Annotated in this window: 23 protein-coding genes; 14 read left to right on the top strand and 9 right to left on the bottom strand. The window is 75.4% G+C overall.

From position 1 onward, the window contains the following. Positions 1-71 precede the first annotated feature (71 nt). Positions 72-923, top strand: a complete 852-nt coding sequence (locus tag IEW03_RS05540) for an alpha/beta fold hydrolase (RefSeq protein ID WP_229737565.1) — start codon at positions 72-74, stop codon at positions 921-923. Between the two features lie 46 nt (positions 924-969). Here the strand turns inward: IEW03_RS05540 and IEW03_RS05535 are convergent, their stop codons facing one another. Next, on the bottom strand, positions 970-1,605 hold the full coding sequence (locus IEW03_RS05535; protein ID WP_188522648.1) for a TetR/AcrR family transcriptional regulator: 636 nt from the start codon (positions 1,603-1,605) through the stop codon (positions 970-972). Positions 1,606-1,673: 68 nt separating this feature from the next. On the opposite strand from IEW03_RS05535, the gene IEW03_RS05530 reads away from it, so the two are divergent. From IEW03_RS05530 to IEW03_RS05520, 3 genes are all read left to right on the top strand, one after another. Next, positions 1,674-2,426 carry a DUF981 domain-containing protein gene (locus IEW03_RS05530; RefSeq protein ID WP_229737564.1) on the top strand — a complete coding sequence of 251 codons (753 nt, stop codon included), beginning with the start codon at positions 1,674-1,676 and terminating at the stop codon, positions 2,424-2,426. Positions 2,427-2,511: 85 nt separating this feature from the next. Then, positions 2,512-3,435, top strand: a complete 924-nt coding sequence (locus IEW03_RS05525) for an NADP-dependent oxidoreductase (RefSeq protein ID WP_188522647.1) — start codon at positions 2,512-2,514, stop codon at positions 3,433-3,435. A 69-nt stretch (positions 3,436-3,504) separates the two neighbouring features. Beyond that, positions 3,505-4,644: a M24 family metallopeptidase gene (locus IEW03_RS05520; protein WP_188522646.1), complete on the top strand. Its 1,140-nt coding sequence runs from the start codon at positions 3,505-3,507 to the stop codon at positions 4,642-4,644. 28 nt (positions 4,645-4,672) lie between these two features. On the opposite strand, the gene IEW03_RS05515 is transcribed toward IEW03_RS05520, so the two are convergent. Beyond that, positions 4,673-5,515, bottom strand: a complete 843-nt coding sequence (locus IEW03_RS05515; protein ID WP_229737562.1) for a siderophore-interacting protein — start codon at positions 5,513-5,515, stop codon at positions 4,673-4,675. A gap of 72 nt (positions 5,516-5,587) precedes the next feature. Here IEW03_RS05515 and IEW03_RS20320 point away from each other — a divergent pair, with 72 nt between their 5' ends. Genes IEW03_RS20320 through IEW03_RS05500 form a run of 3 tightly spaced genes read left to right on the top strand, consistent with a single transcriptional unit; the run spans position 5,588 to position 7,357 of the window. Further along, on the top strand, positions 5,588-6,451 hold the full coding sequence (locus IEW03_RS20320) for a DUF2599 domain-containing protein (protein ID WP_229737560.1): 864 nt from the start codon (positions 5,588-5,590) through the stop codon (positions 6,449-6,451). Between the two features lie 31 nt (positions 6,452-6,482). Next, positions 6,483-6,848, top strand: a complete 366-nt coding sequence (locus IEW03_RS05505; protein ID WP_188522645.1) for an ArsR/SmtB family transcription factor — start codon at positions 6,483-6,485, stop codon at positions 6,846-6,848. Beyond that, positions 6,845-7,357 carry an SRPBCC family protein gene (locus tag IEW03_RS05500; RefSeq protein WP_188522644.1) on the top strand — a complete coding sequence of 171 codons (513 nt, stop codon included), beginning with the start codon at positions 6,845-6,847 and terminating at the stop codon, positions 7,355-7,357. Before IEW03_RS05505 ends, IEW03_RS05500 begins: the two co-directional genes overlap by 4 nt. Before the next feature lie 59 nt (positions 7,358-7,416). Here IEW03_RS05500 and IEW03_RS05495 read toward each other — a convergent pair whose 3' ends face one another. Continuing rightward, on the bottom strand, positions 7,417-8,184 hold the full coding sequence (locus IEW03_RS05495) for an SDR family NAD(P)-dependent oxidoreductase (RefSeq protein ID WP_188522643.1): 768 nt from the start codon (positions 8,182-8,184) through the stop codon (positions 7,417-7,419). Between the two features lie 185 nt (positions 8,185-8,369). Next, positions 8,370-9,380: a Rossmann-fold NAD(P)-binding domain-containing protein gene (locus tag IEW03_RS05490; RefSeq protein WP_188522642.1), complete on the bottom strand. Its 1,011-nt coding sequence runs from the start codon at positions 9,378-9,380 to the stop codon at positions 8,370-8,372. A gap of 149 nt (positions 9,381-9,529) precedes the next feature. Here IEW03_RS05490 and IEW03_RS05485 point away from each other — a divergent pair, with 149 nt between their 5' ends. After that, positions 9,530-10,000 (top strand): GNAT family N-acetyltransferase, encoded by a 471-nt coding sequence (locus IEW03_RS05485; protein WP_188522641.1) that lies wholly within the window; start codon positions 9,530-9,532, stop codon positions 9,998-10,000. On the opposite strand, the gene IEW03_RS05480 is transcribed toward IEW03_RS05485, so the two are convergent. Continuing rightward, positions 9,984-11,327: an MFS transporter gene (locus IEW03_RS05480; RefSeq protein WP_188522792.1), complete on the bottom strand. Its 1,344-nt coding sequence runs from the start codon at positions 11,325-11,327 to the stop codon at positions 9,984-9,986. The genes IEW03_RS05485 and IEW03_RS05480 overlap by 17 nt on opposite strands. Before the next feature lie 155 nt (positions 11,328-11,482). On the opposite strand from IEW03_RS05480, the gene IEW03_RS05475 reads away from it, so the two are divergent. Then, positions 11,483-12,721 (top strand): GNAT family N-acetyltransferase, encoded by a 1,239-nt coding sequence (locus IEW03_RS05475; RefSeq protein ID WP_188522640.1) that lies wholly within the window; start codon positions 11,483-11,485, stop codon positions 12,719-12,721. A 1-nt stretch (position 12,722) separates the two neighbouring features. Here the strand turns inward: IEW03_RS05475 and IEW03_RS05470 are convergent, their stop codons facing one another. Continuing rightward, positions 12,723-12,920 carry a hypothetical protein gene (locus IEW03_RS05470; protein WP_188522639.1) on the bottom strand — a complete coding sequence of 66 codons (198 nt, stop codon included), beginning with the start codon at positions 12,918-12,920 and terminating at the stop codon, positions 12,723-12,725. A gap of 74 nt (positions 12,921-12,994) precedes the next feature. Here IEW03_RS05470 and IEW03_RS05465 point away from each other — a divergent pair, with 74 nt between their 5' ends. From IEW03_RS05465 to mqo, 5 genes are all read left to right on the top strand, one after another. Continuing rightward, a complete protein-coding gene (locus IEW03_RS05465; protein WP_188522638.1) occupies positions 12,995-13,453 on the top strand; it encodes a hypothetical protein in 459 nt (152 codons plus the stop codon). Between the two features lie 71 nt (positions 13,454-13,524). After that, entirely contained in the window at positions 13,525-14,109 is a 585-nt protein-coding gene (locus IEW03_RS05460; protein WP_188522637.1) for a TetR/AcrR family transcriptional regulator, read from the top strand. Then, positions 14,106-14,825, top strand: a complete 720-nt coding sequence (locus IEW03_RS05455) for a pyridoxine/pyridoxamine 5'-phosphate oxidase (protein ID WP_188522636.1) — start codon at positions 14,106-14,108, stop codon at positions 14,823-14,825. The genes IEW03_RS05460 and IEW03_RS05455 overlap by 4 nt, the downstream gene beginning before the upstream one ends. Beyond that, positions 14,816-15,520 carry a maleylpyruvate isomerase family mycothiol-dependent enzyme gene (locus tag IEW03_RS05450; RefSeq protein WP_229737558.1) on the top strand — a complete coding sequence of 235 codons (705 nt, stop codon included), beginning with the start codon at positions 14,816-14,818 and terminating at the stop codon, positions 15,518-15,520. The genes IEW03_RS05455 and IEW03_RS05450 overlap by 10 nt, the downstream gene beginning before the upstream one ends. 112 nt (positions 15,521-15,632) lie before the next feature. Next, on the top strand, positions 15,633-17,195 hold the full coding sequence (gene mqo / locus IEW03_RS05445; protein WP_229737556.1) for a malate dehydrogenase (quinone): 1,563 nt from the start codon (positions 15,633-15,635) through the stop codon (positions 17,193-17,195). 3 nt (positions 17,196-17,198) lie between these two features. Here mqo and pntB read toward each other — a convergent pair whose 3' ends face one another. From pntB to IEW03_RS05430, 3 genes are read right to left on the bottom strand one after another with little or no spacing between them, the layout of a single operon-like run. Further along, the gene (gene pntB / locus IEW03_RS05440; protein ID WP_188522635.1) at positions 17,199-18,608 is read right to left on the bottom strand and encodes a Re/Si-specific NAD(P)(+) transhydrogenase subunit beta; all 1,410 of its coding nucleotides are present in this window, start codon (positions 18,606-18,608) and stop codon (positions 17,199-17,201) included. Next, positions 18,605-20,167 carry a Re/Si-specific NAD(P)(+) transhydrogenase subunit alpha gene (locus tag IEW03_RS05435; protein WP_188522634.1) on the bottom strand — a complete coding sequence of 521 codons (1,563 nt, stop codon included), beginning with the start codon at positions 20,165-20,167 and terminating at the stop codon, positions 18,605-18,607. Before IEW03_RS05435 ends, pntB begins: the two co-directional genes overlap by 4 nt. 9 nt (positions 20,168-20,176) lie before the next feature. Beyond that, positions 20,177-20,626 (bottom strand): TIGR03618 family F420-dependent PPOX class oxidoreductase, encoded by a 450-nt coding sequence (locus IEW03_RS05430; RefSeq protein WP_188522633.1) that lies wholly within the window; start codon positions 20,624-20,626, stop codon positions 20,177-20,179. Between the last annotated feature and the right edge of the window lie 159 nt (positions 20,627-20,785).

Raw genomic sequence — 20,785 nt, 5'->3', positions numbered from 1 at the left:
CCTTGATCCCGCCCGCTCGGCCACGGATGCTGACGGCACCGACATCCCCGACTGGAGGCCCCATGCCGCCCATGCCGACGTTCGTGCTCGTCCACGGCGCCTTCGCCAACTCGTTCTCGTTCGCGCCGCTGCAGGCGGAGCTCGCCCTGCTGGGGCTGCGCTCGCTCGCGGTCGACCTGCCCGGCCACGGCTTCGCGGCGACCTACCCCGGCGCCTACCAGGCCCCGCAGGACCTCGCCGCCCTGGCCACGACGCCCGGCGTCCTCAAGGGCGTCACGCTGGCCGACAACGCCGCCCACGTGATCGACGTCCTCGAGCGGGCACGCGAGCACGGCCCGGTGGTTCTCGTCGCCCACAGCCGCGGCGGCGTCACGGCCACGGCCGTCACGAACTCCCGCCCCGACCTCGTCGACCGGCTCGTGTACGTGTCCGCCTGGGCGCCGGTCGTGCTCGACGCGGCCGCCTACAACGCCGAGCCGGAGATGGCGTCGGTCGACGCGGCGGCGCTCGCCGGGGCGCTCGCGGCGGACCCGGCCGACGTCGGGCTGCTGCGCTGCAACTTCCGCACCGCCGACCCGCAGCTCCTCGCCCGGCTCAAGGCCGTCTTCCTCGCCGACGGCACCGACGACGAGTTCCGCACCTTCCTCAGCACGTTCCAGCCCGACGAGAACCTCGACCCGGGCACCGCCGACGACGTGGCCCGGGCCGAGACCTGGGGCACGGTGCCCCGCACCTACGTGCGGCTGAGCGAGGACGCGAGCCTGCCCCTCGCGATGCAGGACCGGCTGATCCGTGAGGGCGACGCCCTCACGCCCGACAACCCCTACGCCGTGCACACCCTGACCTCCAGCCACCTGGGCTGGCTGGTCCGCCCGCGCGCCGCCGCGGAGCTGCTCGCGAAGGTCGCCGCCGGCCGGCCGTGATCGGCACGCCGGCCGCGGCCGGCCGGGCGCGCACCCAGGACATGCGTCAGCCCCACCGTTCGAGCAGCCGGGCCACGGTGCCGGTCGCACGGTCGAGCACGCGCTCGGCCCCCGACGACGCCGCCGTCAGCAAGGCGGCATCGACCAGGTGGGCAACCAGGTCGACGTCCTGGGGGTCGGCGCACACGGACGCAAACCCGGACGCGTCGAGCACGGTGCGGGCCGCGGCGAGCAGGCGAGGGCGGGACCGGCGCATGATCGGCTGCAGCGCGGGGTCGCGCATCGCCGTCATCATCGGGTCGAGCCGCCGGGCGACGACGGCGTCGTCGACGTGCGGCGCGTACAGCACCTCGACCAGCAGCCGCGCCGTCGTCGCCGCCGACCGGCGCCGGCGCGGCAGGGCGTCGGCGGCCGCGGTCGCCGACGCGGCGCGCACGTCCTCCGCCGCCTCGACCGCGGCGGCCACGAGCGCTCCGCTGCTGGGGAAGTAGTAGGACGCCGAGCCCTGCGGGAGCCCGGCCGCCTCGGCGACCCGCCGGTGGGTCAGGGCGGCGAAGCCCTCCTCGATGAGCAGCACGGCGGCCGCGTCCGTCATCAGACGCTGCTTGTCGGCGCCGCGCCCCTGCACCATCCGGCGCGACCGGGGCGCGGTGGCGCCGGTCGCACGGTCGGGCCGGGTCACGCGACCCATCGTAGGCGCCATCGGGGAGCACCGTTGGAATTATTCATACGCACGTATGGTTTATGGGAATGACAGCCGCCGACGGCGGCACCACCCGAGAAAGGACGACCATGCCTGCGCAGGGGCTCGTGATCGACTGGGCGCAGATGCCCACCTACAACACCGTGATGTCCGTCGCCGTGGGCGCCGGCCTGATCCTGCTGGTCATGCTGGGCCGCGACCTGCTCCGCTCGCCGGGCAAGGTCGTCGTCGAGGGCTGGTCGCTCGCGTTCGGCGTCCTCGGCCTCATCCTCACGGCCACCGGCCTGCACATGACGCTCACGTGGCCGCTGGCCGCCGGCGGCTTCCCGTTCGACAACATCATCTTCGGCGAGACGAGCCTCGCGTTCGGCGTCCTGCTCCTCGCCGCCGCGTTCTACCTGTGGACCCGGGGCCGGGCCGCGCTCGCCCGCGAGGACGCCACCGACCACCTGCGCGCCGTCGCCCGGCCGGTCTCCGTCTTCGTGCTCGGCATGGGTCTCGGCCTGATCGCCATCGCGGTCGCCGGCGTGACGTACCAGCTCTTCGCCGCGCCGCCCGAGGAGCCGATCTCCGGCGCCTTCGCCGCCTACCCCCTCGTCGAGGCGATCTTCATGTCCGGCCTGATCGCGCTGGTCGGGCTCGGGGCGATCCTCTTCCCGTTCGCGCTGCGCGACGGTGCCGCGCGGGGGCTGCGCGTCGTCATCGGCTGGGCGTGGGGCCTCGCGGGCGTGGCGTTCCTGCTGTTCGGGGCGATGAACTTCTTCACCCACATCGGGCTCATCGTCAACACGATGGGCTGACCTGCCGGCGGCGCCCGGCAGCTCGGACCGGGCAGCTCGGACCGGGCCGCGGGAAGTTCCGCGGCCCCGTCCGGGTTGCCCCGGCATGCGAGCGATCACCTACTCCCGCTTCGGCGGCGCCGACGTCCTCGAGCTCACCGACCAGCCGACCCCGAAGGTCGCCCCCGACTCCGTCCTGGTCCGCGTCCGGGCCGCGAGCGTCAACCCCGTGGACTGGAAGGTCCGTGGCGGCTACCTCGACGCGATCCTCGACACCCACTTCCCCGCCGTGCCCGGCTGGGACGTCGCCGGTGTCGTCGAGCAGGTGGGCCTGGACGCCACCGAGTACGCCGTCGGGGACGAGGTCTACGGCTACGTGCGCAAGGACGTGGTGCAGGGCGGCGCGTTCGCCGAGCTCGTCGCCGCGCCCGTGCGGACCCTCGCCCGCAAGCCCGCCTCGCTGACGTTCGAGGAGGCCGCGGCTGTCCCGCTCGCCGGGCTGACCGCCTACCAGACGATCCGCCGCGCCGGGGTCCACGAGGGGCAGACCGTCCTGGTGCACGCCGCCGCGGGCGGCGTGGGCGCGTTCGCGGTGCAGATCGCCCGCGCGCTGGGCGCCCGGGTGCTCGGCACCGCCAGCGAGCGCAACCACGACTTCCTGCGCGGCCTCGGCGCCGAGCCGCTGACCTATGGCGACGGCCTCGCGGACCGCGTCCGGGCGCTCGCCCCGGACGGCGTCGACGTCGCGCTGGACTACGTCGGCGGCGACGCCGTCGCCACCAGCGCCGCGGTCCTGGCCGACGGCGGCACCATCGCCTCCGTCGTCGACGACGCCGCCCGCGACGACCACGGCGGCCACTACGTGTGGGTGCGCCCGTCGGTGGCCGACCTCGAGGCGCTCGCCGCGCTGATCGACGCGGGCAAGGTCGCGGTCGAGGTGGACCAGGTCTTCGACCTGGCCGACGCCGCCGACGCGCACCGCGCCAACGAGTCCGGCCACACCCGCGGCAAGGTCGTCGTGCGCGTCTGACGGCGCGTCGGGGTGCGTCCGGGCGCGTGCCTGGGTGCGCCGCGGGGCGCCAGGCGGCACCCTGGGCCCATGACGCCCTTCGACGCCTCCGTCTACTCCGACCGCCGCGCGCGTGCCTCCGCCCAGGCCGCGGCCGCCGGGCTCGCGGGCCTCCTCCTGACGCCCGGCCCGGACCTGCGCTACTTCCTCGGCTACACGCCCGCCGCCGACCTCGAGCGGCTCACGATGCTCGTGCTGCCCGCGGGCGGCGACCCGGTCGCGGTCGTCCCCCGGCTCGAGGCCCACGACCTCGAGGTCGGCGCGGTCGGCGGCGTGGAGGCCGTCCCGTGGTCGGACGGCGAGGACGAGCACCAGGTGGCCGCGCGGCTGCTGCGGCCCGACGGCCGGTACGCGATCAGCGACGCCGCGTGGGCGCTGCACGTGCTGGGGCTGCAGCGGGCGCTGCCGGCGTCGTCGTACGCGGCCGTGACCACGGCGCTGCCGATGCTGCGTGCGTCCAAGTCGCCCGAGGAGGTCGCCCGGCTCGCCGCGGCCGGGGCGGGCGCCGACGCCGTCTTCGCGGAGATCGTCCGGCGACCGTTCGCGGGCCGCGCCGAGTGCGAGGTCGCGGCCGACCTGGACGCGCTGCTGCGCGACCACGGGCACGAGCAGGTCGACTTCACCCTGGTCTGCGCGGGCGAGAACGGCGCCGACCCGCACCACGAGGCCGGCGACCGGGTGATCCGCGCGGGCGACATGGTCGTGATGGACTTCGGCGGCCTCGCGGACGGCTACGGCTCCGACACCACCCGCACCGTGCACGTGGGCCCGCTCACGGACCGGGAGCGCGAGGTGCACGACGTCGTGCGGGCCGCGCAGCAGGCCGGCGTGGACGCCGTCCTGCCGGGCGCGACGTGCCAGGACGTGGACCGCGCCGCGCGCGCCGTCGTCGACGCCGCCGGGTTCGGCGAGTTCTTCGTGCACCGCACGGGGCACGGCATCGGCCTGACGACGCACGAACCTCCGTACATGGTCGAGGGCGAGGAGACACCGATCGAGCCCGGCATGTGCTTCTCCGTGGAGCCCGGGATCTACCTGCCCGGCGAGTTCGGCGTCCGCATCGAGGACATCGTCGTCGCCTTCCCCACCGGCGTGCCCGGCCTGGCCGACACCCCCGGCGCCGCCGTGCGGCTCAACACGTCGCCGCACGAGGTCGTGCTGGTGGAGTAGCCCGGCGCTCGCTCCGCCCGGGCGCCGCTCAGCTGGGCGACGCCTTGCCGTGCCGCCAGTACCCGACGAAGTCGACGTGCGCCTTCGACCACTGCCGCTCGTTGACGAGGTGCCGCCGCACGCCCGCGGCGAGCGCCTGCTCGCCCGCCACCAGCGCGTACCCGGTGCCCGCGGGGACCTCGGCCTGCCGCACGAACGCGAGGGCGGCCCTGCCAGGGACCGCGCCGAGGGCCGGGTCGTCGGCCGCCGCGCGGTCGCGCTCGACCCACCGCAGGTCCACGCCGTCGGGCACCCGGAAGTCCTGCCGGTCGTCGGCGGTGGGCACCTCGACGACGGCGACCCCGCGCGCGTCGTCGGGCAGGGACTCGCAGATGCCGGCGACGGCAGGCAGCCCGCTCTCGTCGGCCACGAGCAGCGTCCAGCCGCACTCCGCGCGCGGGCGGTGGTAGGCGCCCTGGTCGAGGATCCCGACCGTGTCCCCCGGGCGGGCGGTGCGGGCGAACGTGGCGCCCGGCCCCGCGTGGGCGTCGTCGTCGCCGTGCAGCACGAGGTCCACGTCGATCTCGCGCAGCTCCGGCCGGGCGGCGCGGATCGTGTAGTTGCGCACGAGGGGCCGCCGGGGCCGCGGCATGGCGAGGTACTGCGCGTACCAACCGAGGCTCGAGGTGCGCGACGGCAGGCGCAGCGCGTCCTGCCCCGGTCGCGGGAGGAAGAGCCGGAACCACTGGTCGTCGCCGACGAGGGTCAGGCGGTCGATGTCGTCGATGCCGAGGGTGACGCGCCGCAGGTGCGGGCTCACCTGCTTGGTCGTCACGACCTGCGCCACGAGGACGTGCGGGTCGACGGGCTTGCGGGGGCCGTTGGTGCTCACACAGGTAAGGTTAGGCGACCCTCACTTCGTTGGCCAGGGTCTTGCCCACAGGTCGCGCACGACCGGCCGCTCGTGACGGAGACTGACGGCGTGCACCCCGGCCGTCGATCACCTCCCCGCCCGGCACTGCGCGCCGCCGTGCTGACGCCCCCGCTCCTTGCCGCCCTCGCCCTCGGCGCGTGCAGCCCGGCCGACCCGGCGCCCGACCGGACACCACCGCCGACCACCGCGACGTCGCCGGCCACGCCCACCCCGACGCCGGAGAGCGTCCGGGTCTCGGCGGGTGCGGTCACGCTGGAGGCGACCGTCCCTGCGTCGGCGGCCGGCGACCCCGCGGTGCAGGTCTCCCCCGCGCGCGACGACGGCACGGCGACGATGACCCTGCGGCCGGGCACTCTCGTCGAGGAGACGCCCAGCGGGGTCGAGCCGACTCCCGGCGGCACGCCCGACCCGCCCGCACCCCTCGTCACGCTGACGTCGCCGGGCGCGTTCGCGACCCACCCGGACGGCAGCGTCACGGTGCTCGACGACGGCGTCCCCGTCGGCGGGCTGACGGCGCCACGTGGTGCCCGCCTCGTCGCCGTCGACGACACGCGCCTCGAGGTGCGCGCGGCGGGCGACGAGCCGCCGGACGAGGTCACGACCGTCCTCGGCACGGCAGGGGTGTCGGGCGCCGACTGGGGCGAGCGCGAGGGCGGCCGCTCGCTCGCCGTCACGCCGAGCGACTGGACGCGCGAGGCGGGGCAGGCGGGGGTCGACGTCGCCTGGGCCGAGCTGACGGCCTCGGACCCCGAGGTGGACACCGCGACCATGCGCGACCAGCTCGAGTGCCACGCGATCGGGGCGCCGGACAAGGCCACCTGGAACCTCGAGCCGTGGCGCCCCGACGTCGGTCTGCTCGCCACGATGGCGGCCCGCTGCAACCCCACCTCTTGACACATTCCGATATCGGAATACATTAGGGGTCATGGCACGAGCAGCGACGACGACGGACGCGTTCAACGCGGTGGCCGAGCCCCGGCGCCGCGAGATCCTCGACGCCCTGGCTCAGCAGGAACGCAGCGTCGGCGAGCTCGTCGAGCTGCTCCACGTCGCCCAGCCCGTCGTCTCCAAGCACCTGCGGGTGCTGCGCGAGGTCGGGCTGGTCGAGGTCCGCGACGACGGCCGTCGTCGCCTCTACCGCACCGACGCCCGGCCCCTGCAGGAGATCCACGAGTGGGCCGGGCGGTTCGAGCGGCTCTGGGAGGAGCGGTTCGCGCTCATCGACGAGCTGCTCGACGAGATGGACGAGTCACCTGACGACCGACCTGACGCACGAGGAGAACGACCATGACCAGCACGACCCCGTCATCACGCAAGGGCAGCGCCGTCCTGACGCTGCCGAACGACACCGACATCCAGGTCACGCGCGAGTTCGCCGCGCCGGCGGCCGCCGTCTGGCGGGTGTTCACCGAGCCCGACCTGATCGCCCGCTGGTGGGCCGGGCTGCGCGGCACCGTCACGAGCGTCGAGATCGACCCGCGACCGGGCGGCGCCTACCGCTACGTCATGGAGGCGGAGGGCGGCTTCGAGGTCGCCTTCCACGGCGAGTTCACGGAGGTGGTCCCCACCGAGCGCCTCGTGCACACGGAGGTCTTCGAGGGCATGCCCGACGGCGACTCGGCGGCCACCCTCAACACGTACTCCTTCGTGGAGCACGACGGCCGCACCACGCTCACGCTGATCACCCGGGCCCCCAGCACCGAGGTCCGCGACGCGATCGTGTCCTCCGGCATGGAGGGCGGCCTGCAGGAGGGCTTCGACCTCGTCGACGAGCTCGCCGCCGGCCTGGCGCAGGCCTGAGCGCACGCACGACGACGGCCGGCCCCGGGACCGGGGCGGGCCGTCGTCGTGCGCACGGGTCAGACGGCCGTGTAGCCGCCGTCCACGAGCCAGTACGCGCCCGTGACGAAGGACGCGTCGTCGGACAACAGAAACCGCACCACCTGGGCGACCTCCTCGGGCTCGCCCAGCCGGCCGAGCGGGTGCTTGGCGACGAGCGCCTCGCGCGCCTCGGGCGGCAGGCTCGACTCGACCAGCGGCGTCTTGATGTACGCCGGGCCGACGGCGTTGACGCGCAGGCCCTGCGGGCCGTACTCGGCGGCGGCGTTCTTCGTGAGGCCGACGACGCCGTGCTTGGCGGCCGTGTACGCGCCGTTCCCGAGGGCCGCCACGGTGCCGTGGATCGACGCCATGTTGACGATGGCGCTCTGCGCCGCGCCCTGCTCCAGCATCGCCGGGATCTGGGCCCGCATCCCGTAGAGCACGCCGTTGAGGTTGATGTCGATGACGCGGTCCCAGTCGTCGAGGTCGGTCTCCCCTGCCGGCGCCTGCTTGCCGCCGATGCCTGCGTTGTTCACCGCGTAGTTCAGCCCGCCGAAGGTGGCCTTCGCGAACTCGACGGCCCTGACGGAGTCCTCCTTGACCGCCGTGTCCTGCTCGAACGCGGCGGCCTCGCCGCCGGCGGCCTTGATCTCGTCGGCCACGCGCTGGGCGGCGTCGAGGCGGATGTCCGTCACCACGACCTGGGCGCCGTGCGCCGCGAGCTCCTTGCTCACCGCCTCGCCGATGCCCGAACCGCCGCCCGTCACGAGCGCCACCCGACCCGCGAGACCGCTGCCTGTCGTCATGTCCATCCTCCTTCGCACCCCGGCCCGGCGGGCGGGACGCGACCTGCGTGACGACGGCCCGGACGGGACGGAACGGCCGCCCCGTCGCCCTCGTGAGGGAAGGGGCGCTGACCCTTCGACCGTAAGCCCGTGCCGCGGCCCGCGGGCGCCGGCCGGGACGGAAAGTGACGAACGAGACTCCGGCGTCAGGACCGGTCGGGCCGGCGTCCGCCCGGCAGGCCGGCAAGAACCTCCGCCTCCTCGGCGGCGGTGAGCCCGGTGACGGCAGCGTCCGGCGTCGCGCGCAGCCACGCGAGCGTGTCGCGGGCCGTGTCGGCGACGGGACGCGTCGTCAGCCCCGCCGCGAGCGCCGGGGCGGGGTCGTGCGCCCGCATCCCGTCGTACTCGGGCCGCGGCAGCCACAGCGGCAGCGAGCGCTCCCCCGACCAGGGCCGGACGTCGGCCGCCTCGAGCGTCGCGTCGTCGGCCCATCGCCAGCGGGGCTCGGCGCCGCACCCGCGCGCCACCGCGGCGAGCAGCTCCCCGACCGTCGAGGCCGGACCGACGCCGTCGAACACCCCCTCGACGCGCCGCTCGGCGAGGTCGACCAGCCAGGCGGCGAGGTCGCGCGCGTCGATCACGTGCATGGGGTCGTCCGGGTGACCGGGTGCCAGCACCTCGGTCGCGTCGTCGTCGAGCAGCCGAGCCATCCGCGCGGGCCAGTAGGCGAACCGGCCGCTCGGGTCCTCGGGCCCCACGACCAGCCCGGGCCGCACGACGGCGGCGCTGCCGGCACCCTCGAGCACGAGGTTCTCGCACGCGACCTTCATCGCCCCGTAGGCCTCGGGGCTCCCCGCGGCGTCGACGTCGTCGGGCTCCGGGTCGCGCAGCCGGCCGGCGCCCGGGCCGCCCGGGTCGGAGTCGTCCGCGTAGACGTTGATCGTCGACACGAACACCCAGTGCGCCTCCGGCAGCGCGGCCACCGCCTTGCGCACGTGCGACGGCGTGCGCGAGACGTCGACGACGGCGTCGAACGCCTCTGCGGCCGTCGCGGCGGGGAACGGGCCGTCGCGGTCGGCGACGACGTGGCGGACGCCGTCGGGCACCGCACCCGACCGCCCGCGGTTCACCGCGACCACCTCGTGGCCGCGCGCCGCGGCGTCCGCCGCGACCGCCCTCGACAGGAACGCGGACCCACCCAGCACCAGGAGTCTCATGCCGCCCAGCCTGCCCCGTCCCCGGCACGCCTGTCGCGGACGTACGCCCGTGGCAGACGGCGCGTCCCTCGCTGCCGGACGGCCGTCCCGTTCCGGCAGGCGCCGCGCCCAGCCGAGGAGCCGGCGTACGGCCCGGTATTCTCCAGGCCGTGCCCGACTCCCCCGCCGACCCCGCGCGCGTCGCCTTCCGCCCCGCCGTCCGCGACGACCTCGCGCGCGTCGTCGAGCTCATCGCCGACGACGCCGTCGCCGCCGCCCGCACCGGGTCGTTCGGGCCCGCGCACGTCGCGGGCTTCGAGGCGATCGAGGCCAGCGGGAACGACGAGCTCGTCGTCGCGGAGCTGGACGGCGAGGTCGTCGGCGTCATGCAGCTGACGTTCGTGCCCGGCATCTCCCGCAACGGCGCCACCCGGCTGCTGGTCGAGGCCGTGCGGGTGGACGCGCGGCTGCGCGGGCGGGGCCTGGGCCGGGCGCTCATGGAGCACGCGCACTCCCGTGGCCGCGAGCGCGGCTGCGCCCTCGCGCAGCTCACGTCCGACAAGCAGCGCCCGGAGGCGCACCGGTTCTACCGGTCGCTCGGCTACGCGCAGTCGCACGAGGGCTTCAAGCTGCCCCTGTGACCGCCCGGTCCCCCGCGGACCGCCGGGGGTCGCGGATGCCGGCCAGGCTCACCAGGCCGCCGGCGACGAGCAGGCCCGCGGTCACGATCAGCGCCCGGTGGAACGAGTCGACGTCGAGCGTCCCGCCGACGATCACCCCGACGAGGGCCACGGTGACGAGCCCGGCCACCCGGGACACCGCGTTGTTGACCGCGGACGCGATGCCGGCGTCCGCGGTCGGAGCCGCGCCGAGGATCGCGGCGGTCAGGGGCGCCACCGTGATCGACAGGCCGAGCCCGAACACGAGCAGGCCGGGCAGCACCTGGGTCAGGTAGTCGGCGCTCTCGTCCATCGTGAGCATGAGCAGGTACCCGACGCCCGCCACGACCGGCCCGATCGTCATGAACCAGCGCGCGCCGTAGCGGCCGGCGAGCGTGCCGAAGCGGGTGGACAGCGCCAGCATCGCGATCGTCGTCGGGAGCTGGGCCACCCCCGCGGCCGTGGCCGAGTACCCGGCGACCTGCTGGAGGAACAGGGTGAGCACGAAGCCGCCGAGCGACAGCGCCCCGTAGACGGCGAACGTGGCGACGTTCCCCCAGGCGAAGTTGCGGGCCGCGAACAGGCGCAACGGCAGCATCGGGTCGCGCGCCCTGCGCTCCCAGAGGACGAAGACGACGAGCAGGACACCGCCGGCGACGACGGCGGGCCAGATGCGCTCGATGAGCCCGAACACCGCCGCGGCGAGCCCGACCGCCGCGAGCACCGCGCCGGGCACGTCGACCCGGCGGCCCGCGACGGCGGCCTCCGGCGACGGCACCTTGCGCAGCAGGACCAGGGTGACCACGACGACCGGCAGATTGATCCAGAAGACCCAGCGCCACGACGCCAGGTCCACGAGCCCGCCGCCGACGAACGGGCCGACGATCATGGCGGTCCCGGTCCAGGCCGTCCACCGGCCGATCGCGCGCCCCTGCGCCTCGCCGTCGAAGGTGGAGATGATGAGCGCCAGCGAGCTCGGCACCAGGAGGGCGCCGGCGACGCCCTGCAGCATCCGTGCGACCACCAGCACCGGGCCGGTCGGCGCGAGCGCGCACAGCGCCGACGCGACCGCGAAGCCGACGAGCCCGAGCCCGAGCACGCGCTTGCGGCCGTGCACGTCCGACAGGGAGCCTGCCACGAGGATCAGCGACCCGAGGGTGACGAGGTAGCCGTCCACCACCCACTGCTGCAGGCTCAGCCCCGCGGCGCCGGGCCCGCCCAGCTCGTCCGCGATCGCGGGCAGCGCCACGTTGACGACCGTCCCGTCGAGGAACGAGACGAACGAGGCCAGGATCGCCACGACGAGCACCCGTTGCTGGACCCTCCGGCGGTCGCGCTGCCGGCTCTCCTGACTCCCCTGCTGGTCGCGCGGCTGATCGACCGGCTGACCGTCCGGCTGACCGTCCGGCTGACCGGCGCGCGACTCGGGCGGCTCGCTCACCCCGGCAACGCTACGCTGCGCGCGTGACCCTGACGATCCGTCGCACCACCTTCGCCGACGTCCCCGCCGCCCGACGGCTGGGGGCGGAGGCGTTCGGCGTCCCGTCCACGCCGCAGCCCGACCCCACCCCCGAGTCGTGGCCGTCGGCGAACACCCGCCCGTGGGTGGCCGTCGACGACGAGGGCGGGGCGGACGAGCTCGTCGCCGCGCTCGGGGTGCGGCGGTTCACCTCCTGGTTCCACGGCGTGCCGGTGCCGACGGCGGGGTTCGCGGGCGTCACCGTGGCCGCGGAGCGACGCGGCTCCGGGGTCCTGCGCCGACTCTTCGACGCCGCGCTCGACGAGGCCCGCGCCCGCGGCGAGGTGGTCTCGACGCTCTATCCGTCCGCGGCCGGCATCTACCGTCACCTGGGCTACGAGGTGGTCGGGTCGTTCGACGACGTGCGCATCCCGATGTCGGCCCTCGCCGCGGTCCGCGCGCCGCACGGCGTGCGCACCCGGCGGGCGACGGCGGCCGACGTGCCCGCGGTCCGCCGCACGTACGACGCCTGGGCGTCGGCGCAGAACGGCCCGCTGACGCGCGCGGAGAAGCCGTTCGTCATGGAGGCCGACGAGCTGGTGGGTCCGGACGCCGGCTACACCGGGGTGAGCCTGGCCGTGACCGGCGCGGGTGACGACGAGCGGCTGGTCGGCTTCGTGAGCTGGTCGCGCGGGTCGGGGTACGACCGCCAGAGCGCCCTCGAGGTGGACGACCTGGTCGCCCTGACCCCCGACGCGGCGCGGGCGCTGTGGCGGCTGCTCGGGTCGTTCTCCGCCGTCGTCGGCGAGGTCCGGCTCGCGACCTCCGGCGGCTGGGCGGGCGCCGACGTCTCCCGGCTCGTGCTGCCCGACCACGCCGAGCGGACCAGCAGCCGCCCGTACATGCTGCGGCTGCTCGACGTGCCAGGCGCGCTCGGTGCCGCCCGCCTCGCGCCGGTCGACGCCCGCGTGCCGTTCGCCGTCGTCGACCCGGCCACCCCCGACCTCGAGGGCGCCTGGACCCTCGTGGTCGACGGCGGCGCGGTGCGCGTCGAGGCCGACCACCGGGCGACGCCGGGAGACCGCCCGACGTTCACGTCGGCGGGTCTGGCCCAGTCGTACGCGGGCGCGCAGTCGTGCGCGAACCTGCGGCTCGCGGGACACCTCACCGGGCCGGCGGACCACGACGCCACCTGGGACGCCCTGTGGGGCGGCCGTCAGGTGCACGTGCGCGACTACTTCTGAGTCACCTCCCGGCCCTCCGCAGCGCGAGCGCGTAGCCGCCCTCGACGACGTACAGCTCCGGGAGGCCTGCGTCCGCGGCACCCGCGACCCCGGCCTCGATGCCGGCGACCACCTCGCGCACGCCGGCGGCGCGCCGCCGCAACATCTCCACTGCCCGGGCGCGGTCCAGCAGGCCGAGGTAGGCGACGGCCTGCGCCATGTGGTCGTGGTCGGCGCCGACGTCGGCGACCTGGTGCGCGAGGGCTGCGCGTTGCCGTCGACACCAACACCACGGTGCTGTTCGGCGACCCCGGCTACGACGCGCGCCTGGTCTCGACGGGCGGGCAGGAGCTCCGGGACGCCCTGGACGACATCGGTCTCGACGCGTTCCCGGGCGTCTTCTTCCCGCTGCCGCCGGGCGCCGACCCGCTCGGGGCGTGCGCGTGGCTGCTCGCCGAGCACCGGCGCGCCGCACTGGCCCCCGCCGGCCTGGACCACCTGCCGCTGCACGTCACCGAGCACGGCTGGCCGACCGGGCCCGAGCGCGGCGAGGGACGCCAGGCCGACGTGCTGCGCGCGATGATCACCGCGGCACTGGATCCCGCCGCCGGCGTCGCGTCGTACTCCCACTTCTCGTTGCGGGACGCGACCGCCGACGGCTCGCTCTTCGGCGGGTTCGGGCTCACCGACGTCGGCTACGCGCCCAAGCCGGCATTCACGGCGTACGCCGAGCTCGTCCGCGCGCACGCCTGACGACGGGCGCCGTGACCCCCGAAGCCCCCGGGGTCTTGCGACCATACCTAGAGGTAGGTATGGTCGCGGCCATGGTCACCACCGGCACCCGCGAGCGTCTCGTCACCACCGCGCAGCGCCTGTTCGCCTCCCAGGGCGTCGGGCCGACCAGCCCGCGCCAGGTCCTCGAGGCCAGCGGCGTGGGGCAGGGCAGCCTGTACCACCACTTCCCCACCAAGCACGACCTCGCCGTCGCCGCCGTGGGCGCCACGGTGGAGCAGGCGCTCACCGCCGCGCGCCGCGACCTGGAGGGCGACGGGAGCGGCGACCCGGGCGGCGGCGTCGAGGCGCTCGACCGCGTCGTCGCCTACGTGACGCGGCCCCGCGAGGCCCTCGCCGGGTGCAAGGTCGGGCGGCTCACCAGCGACCAGGCCGTCATGGACGACGACGGCCTCCGCGACGTCGTGACCGCCTACTTCGTCCGGCTGCTCGCCGCCGTCACGGCCACCCTGCGGGAGGCGGGCCTGCCCGCCGACGCCGCCCGCGACCGGGCGCACGCCGCGGTCGCCGTGGTGCAGGGCGGCTACGTGCTCGCCCGCGCGACGGGCGACGAGGACGCGATGCGCGCGGCGGTCCGCGGCTTCGTCGCGCTGCTGGCGCCGGAGGCACGCCGATGACCTTCCGCGACCGGCTCCGCGCCCTGCCCACGTTCCCGCCCGGCCTGCCGCCGTTCGGCGTCGACCTGGACGACCTCGACGCCGCGCCCGCCACGCCCCAGGCCCTGTTCACCCGCTGGTTCGACGACGCCCTCGCGGCCGGGGTCGGCGCCCCGCACGCCGCGACCCTGTCCACCGCCGACGCCGGCGGCCGGGTGCACGCCCGCACGCTCGTGCTGAAGGACGTCACCGCCGACGGCTGGTGGTTCGCCGGGCACGCCGCCAGCCCCAAGGGCCACGACCTGACGGCCAACCCGCACGCGTCGCTCACCTTCTTCTGGCGCGACCTGGGTCGCCAGGTGCGCGTACAGGGCTCCGCGCGCCCGGCGGGCGGCGACGCCGGCGCGGCCGACTTCCGGGCCCGGCCCGAGGGGTCGCGCGCCGCCGGGCTGGTCGGGCACCAGAGCGAGCCGCTGGGCTCGCCGGCGGAGTACCGGCACGCCTTCGCCGAGCGCCTCGAGGAGGCCCGCGCGGACCCCGGCGCCGTCGCGCCCACCTGGACCGCGTGGACGCTCGTCCCGGCCGAGGTCGAGTTCTGGCAGGCGAGCGACGACAAGGGGCAGGCCCGCCTGCGCTACCGGAGCAGCCCCGCCACCTCGGGCGCCACTCCCGCCACCCCGACCACCACCTCGATGACCACCATGAACCCCTGGACCAAGGAGCTGTTGTGGCCGTGAACCCTGCCCTCGTCGACCATGCCCTCACCGACGCGCAGCACGCGCTGGACGCGCTGACCGAGGCGGTCCGCCAGTGGGGCGACGACGTCGTCGCCGAGCCATCGGCACTGCCCGGCTGGACCCGGGGGCACGTGCTGTCCCACGTCGCGAACGTCGGGGCCGCGCTCGCCCGGCAGGCGGAGTACGCCGCCCGCGGCGAGAAGGTCGCCCCGTACGACGGCGGCCAGGCGGGCCGGGACGCCGCCATCGAGGCCGGCGCGTCCCGCACGGCGGTCGAGCACGTCGAGGCGCTCCTCGCCGCGCGCGAGCGGCTCGCGGCGGCCTGGCCCGACCCGGACGACGCCGCGGCGTGGTCGGCACCGGTCGCGTACCGCGACGGCGTCGTCGCCGACGCCCTGCTCGCGTGGTGGCGCGAGGCGCGCATCCACGCCGTGGACGCGACCGCGGGCACGAGCACCGCGATCGGGTCCGACACCTGGGGCGACCGCTTCTGTGCCCACCTGCGCGACTTCCTCGCCGTCCGGCTCCCCGGCCCCCGCGACGACGGCCTCGAGCTCGACGGCGACCCGCGCGACGTCGCCGCGTGGCTCGCCGGGCGGGAGCCCGCCGGCCCCGTCGGGGCACTCCGCGGCGGCGCCCGGGTGCCGCTGCCCGAGCTCGGCCCCTGGCCCTCGGCGACCGCCCCGACGCGCTGACCTGCGGGCCTGTCCCAGCGGCGATGTGACCTGCGTCACTGCAGGTCAGAGGCCCGTGTGAGGTTGCTCTCATTCTTTGTGACACTTTTCACGCGCGGCGTATGGTGGCCCGGTGACTTCAGGTGCTGTGACTTCCGGTGGCCCCGCGCGGGCCGACGTCGACGTCGTCCTCATCGGGGGCGGCATCATGAGCGCCACGCTCGGCACGCTGCTCCAGCAGCTCGAGCCGAGCTGGACGATCCGCATCTACGAGCGGCTCGACGACGTCGCGCAGGAGTCCTCGAACCCGTGGAACAACGCGGGTACCGGGCACGCCGCGCTCTGCGAGCTCAACTACACCCCGGAGCGCAAGGACGGCTCGATCGACATCTCCAAGGCGGTGAAGATCAACGAGGAGTTCGAGATCTCGCGCGAGCTCTGGCAGCATCTCGTGGCCACCGGCCGCCTCAAGGACGATTCGTTCCTCAGCCGCACCCCGCACATGACGTTCGTGCGCGGCGAGAAGAACGTCGACTACCTGCGCCGCCGGTACGAGACCCTCAGCGCCCACCCGCTGTTCCGCGACCTCGAGTTCACGGCCGACCGCTCCACCATCCGGTCCTGGGCGCCGTTGCTCACCGAGGAGCGCGACGCCGACGAGGCCGTCGCGGCGACGCGCGCGACCGCCGGCACCGACGTCGACTTCGGCAACCTCACCCGCCAGCTCATCGACGGGCTCGTCGCCGGCGGCGCCGAGCTGCGGCTGCAGCACGAGGTCAAGAGCCTCAAGAAGACCAAGGACGGGCGCTGGAAGCTGCGCGTCAAGGACCGCTCCTGGAACGCGGACGACCGGACGAGCACCGTCACCGCGAAGTTCGTCTTCGTCGGCGCCGGCGGCGGCGCCCTCCCCCTGCTGCAGTCGGCCGGCATCCCCGAGATCAAGGGCTTCGGCGGCTTCCCGATCTCTGGGGAGTTCCTGCGCACCTCCAACCCCGAGATCGTGGCCCGCCACCAGGCGAAGGTCTACGGCAAGGCCGACGTCGGCGCCCCGCCGATGTCCGTGCCGCACCTCGACACCCGCGTGGTCGACGGCAGGTCGTACCTCATGTTCGGCCCCTACGCCGGGTTCAGCCCCAAGTACCTCAAGAAGGGCAAGTACCTGGGCCTGATCACCTCGATGCGCCTGCACAACCTCACGTCGATGCTCGGCGCGGGCCTGAAGAACCTCGACCTCACCCAGTACCTGGTGGGCCAGCTCGCCGCCGCGCCGGAGACCAAGTTCCACGCGCTGCAGCAGTTCATGCCGACCGCCCACCCCAAGGACTGGGAGCGGATCACGGCGGGCCAGCGTGTCCAGGTCATCAAGCGCGACGCCGACGGCAAGGGCGTGCTGCAGTTCGGCACGGAGATCGTCGCCGCGTCGGACGGCTCGATCGCCGGCCTGCTCGGCGCGTCCCCGGGCGCCTCGACCGCCGCGTCGGCGATGGTCGGGCTGCTCGAGCGGTGCTTCCCGTTCCGGTTCACCAAGTGGCGCTCCGAGCTCGCGAGCGTCATGCCGAGCCTCGACGGCGGCGTCCCCACCGACGCCCGCAGCATCGAGAGCGCCGGGACCGCCGTGCCGGAGTCGGCCTTCGTGCACGCCGACGGCGTGCTCGACGCGGAGGTCTACGAGTCGCAGGCCGACTCCCGGGTCTGACGGTCAGAGCGCCTGGACGATCTTGTCCACCTGCTCCTTGGCGTCGCCGAAGAGCATGGCCGTGTTCTCGCGGAAGAACAGCGGGTTGCCCACGCCGGCGTAGCCGGTGGCCAGCGAGCGCTTGAAGACCACGACGTCGCGCGCCTTCCACGCCTCGATCACCGGCATGCCCGCGATCGGCGACGACGGGTCGTCCTGCGCGGCGGGGTTCACCGTGTCGTTGGCGCCGATGACGAGCACGACGTCGGTACCGGGCAGGTCCGGGTTGACCTCCTCCATCCCCAGCACGATGTCGTACGGCACCCGCGCCTCGGCCAGCAGCACGTTCATGTGGCCGGGGAGCCGGCCCGCCACCGGGTGCACGCCGAAGCGCACCGTGACGCCCCGCTCCCGCAGCCGCCCGACGAGGTCGGCCACCGGGTGCTGCGCCTTCGCGACGGCCATCCCGTACCCGGGCACGACGACGACCGACCGCGCGGCGGTCAGCAGCGCGGCGACGGCGTCCGGCGACGTCTCCCGCACCTCGCCCTGGTCGGTCCCGCCGGCCGGGGCGGCGCCGCCCGCGCTGCCGAAGCCGCCCAGCACCACCGACCAGAACGACCGGTTCATGGCGCGGCACATGAGGTAGCTGAGGATGGCGCCGGACGCCCCGACGAGCGCGCCGGTGACGATGAGCAGGTCGTTGCCGAGGGTGAACCCGGCCGCCGCGGCCGCCCAGCCCGAGTACGAGTTGAGCATCGACACCACGACGGGCATGTCCCCGCCGCCGATCGCCGCCACCAGGTGCCAGCCCAGCGCGAGCGCGACGACGGTCATGAGCAGCAGCGGCGCCAGCCCGGCCGCCGTCGTCCCCGCGCCGAGGAACCAGGCCAGCAGGGCGCCGCAGCCCACCAGGGCGGCGAGGTTGAGCAGGTGGCGCGCCGGCAGCGTGAGCGGCGCGGACGACAGCCGGCCCGAGAGCTTGCCGAACGCGACCACCGAGCCCGTGAAGGTGACGGCCCCGATGAGGACGCCGAGGAACACCTCCACCCGGTGGACGGCGTCGCCCCCGCCGGCCGCCGGCTCTCCCAGGTACGACCCGTACCCCACCAGCACGGCGGACAGCCCCACGAACGAGTGCAGCAGCGCGATGAGCTCCGGCATCTGGGTCATCTCGACCCGCCGGGCACGCCAGGTGCCCACCGCCGCGCCCACCACCAGCACCAGCAGGATCAGGCCGGCGGTCACGGGCCACGGGCGGGCCGACCGCTCGAGCGCGAGGGCGACCGTGGCGGCGAGGGCCAGGCCCATCCCCAGCATCCCGAGCACGGTGCCGCGCCGGGCGGAGGCCTGCGCCGACAGGCCCGCCAGGGACAGGATGAACAGGATGCCCGCGACCAGGTAGGCGGCGAGCACCACGGAGGTCACGGTCACGACGCTCCCCCGCTCGCCGGGTCCTCGCGCCGGAACATGCCGAGCATGCGCCGCGTGACCAGGAACCCGCCGAAGACGTTGACGCTCGCCAGCGCCGCGGCGACGACCGCGATCGTCGTCACGACGGGCGACGGGTCGCCGATCTGCAGCAGCGCGCCGACCATGATGATCCCGCTGATCGCGTTGGTCTGGGCCATCAGCGGCGTGTGCAGCGCGTGCGTGACGTTCGAGATCACGTAGAACCCGACCACCACGGCCAGGGCGAAGACGGTGTAGTGCCCCACGAGCTCCGGCGGGGAGAGCGCCACCAGCGCGCCGGCGACGACGGCACCGAGCGCGCCGAGCACGGCACGGCGGCGCCGGCGCAGCGCCGGCGACGCGGCCGGCGGGACCGCCGGGGGCCCGGCCTGATCGGCGGGCTGCGGCGGGGCCGCCGAGACCTGCACGGGCGGCGGCGGCCACAGCACGCGGCCCTCGCCGGCCACGGTCATCCCGCGCACCACCGGGTCCTCGAGGTCGAGCACCACCCGCCCGTCGCGTCCGGGCGTCAGGAGCTCCAGGAGGTTGCCGACGACCGTGCCGACCAGCCGCGAGCTGTGCTGCGGCAGCCGCGCCGGCAGGTCGGTGTACCCGAGGACGACCACGCCCCGGTCGGTCACGACGCGCTCGCCCGGCACCGTGAGCTCGCAGTTGCCGCCGCCCGGCGCCGCGAGGTCGACCACCACCGAGCCGGGCCGCATGGCGTCCACCATGGCGCGGGTGATCGTGGTCGGCGCGGTGCCGCGCACGAGCGCGGTGGTGACGACGACGTCGGCCGCCGCCGACTGCTCGGCGTAGGCGCGCAGCGCCGCCGCCTCCTGGTCGGCGGTGAGCGCGCCGGCGTAGCCGTCCGTGCTGACCTGCTGGGTGGCGGCGTCCGCGCGGACCACGCGCGCGCCGAGGGACTCGATCTGGTCGGCGGCCTCGGGTCGCACGTCGAACGCGTGCACGTCGGCGCCGAGGCTGGCGGCCGTGCCGATGGCGGCCAGCCCGGCCACCCCCGCGCCGATGACGAACACGCGGGCGGGCGGCGTCGTGCCCGCGGCCGTGACCTGGCCGGTGAACATCCCGCCGAACTCCTCCGCCGCCTCCACGACGGCGCGGTAACCCGCCACGTTCGACAGGGCGGAGAGCACGTCGAGCGACTGGGCGCGGGAGATCCGCGGCACGGCGTCCAGCGCCAGGGCAGTGACGCCGCGCGCCGCCAGGTCCGCGAGCAGCCCGGGCTCGGCCGCGGGCGCCAGCCGGGCCACCAGGACCGCGCCGGGACGCAGCAGGTCGAGCTCGGCGGGGCCGGGCGGGTCGAGCGTCACGACGACGTCCGCCGACCAGACCTCCGCGCGCTCGGCGACGCGCGCCCCCGCCGCGACGTACTCGTGGGCGGCCAGCCGCGCCCCGTCGCCGGCGCCCGGCTCGACGACGACGTCGTACCCGAGGCCGGTCAGGCGGCCCGCCGCGTCGGGGGTGACCGCGACCAGACGGTGCTCGTCGCCGGGGTTGCGGGGAGCTCCGAGACGCATGGCGCCCCCTCAGCGGGCGTCGCCGGCAGCACCGTCGGCCGCGTCGTGCAGGGCGCCCCACGCCGTCCAGCGGTCGACCTCGACCCGGGCGGTGACGCGGGGACGGTCGCGCACGGGGTACGGCTGGCCGCCGTAGTGCCGCGAGATCCGGTCGGTGTCGGCGAGGTCGGCGTCGTCGGTCAGCGCGGTCGCACGGCCCAGCAGGGTGACGTGGGTGTACCAGTCCTCCCCCAGCACGGTGAGGCTCACGTGCGGGTTGCCGCGCAGGTGCTCCAGCCGCTTGCGACCGGCGTCGAGGTTCACGAGCACGTGCCCGCCGGCCGGCGAGTCGTCGTCGACCCACAGGTACCAGGTCGCGGCGGTCACGGGGCTGCCGTCCGGGCGGACGACCGCCATCACCGCGGGTTGCGGGCGGCGCAGCAGGTCGAGGACGGCGGCGGGAAACGGCGGACGGGGCATCGTTGACTCCTCCGGTCGGGCGGCGAGCGGTCGTCGGCCGGGCTGGACAGGGCCTGGATGTGGCCCTCGTCGAGCACCGGCCGAGCACGTCGGCACCGACGGTACGCCTTCGGCGCGTCCCGTTCACGCGTTCCGGCCCGCGTCCTCGCAGGTGCGCTA

Source organism: Isoptericola cucumis, from assembly GCF_014635665.1.
GTDB lineage: Bacteria > Actinomycetota > Actinomycetes > Actinomycetales > Cellulomonadaceae > Isoptericola > Isoptericola cucumis.
The sequence above is the reverse complement of the archived record's forward strand: the minus strand, read 5'-3'. Positions and strand labels throughout refer to the sequence as shown.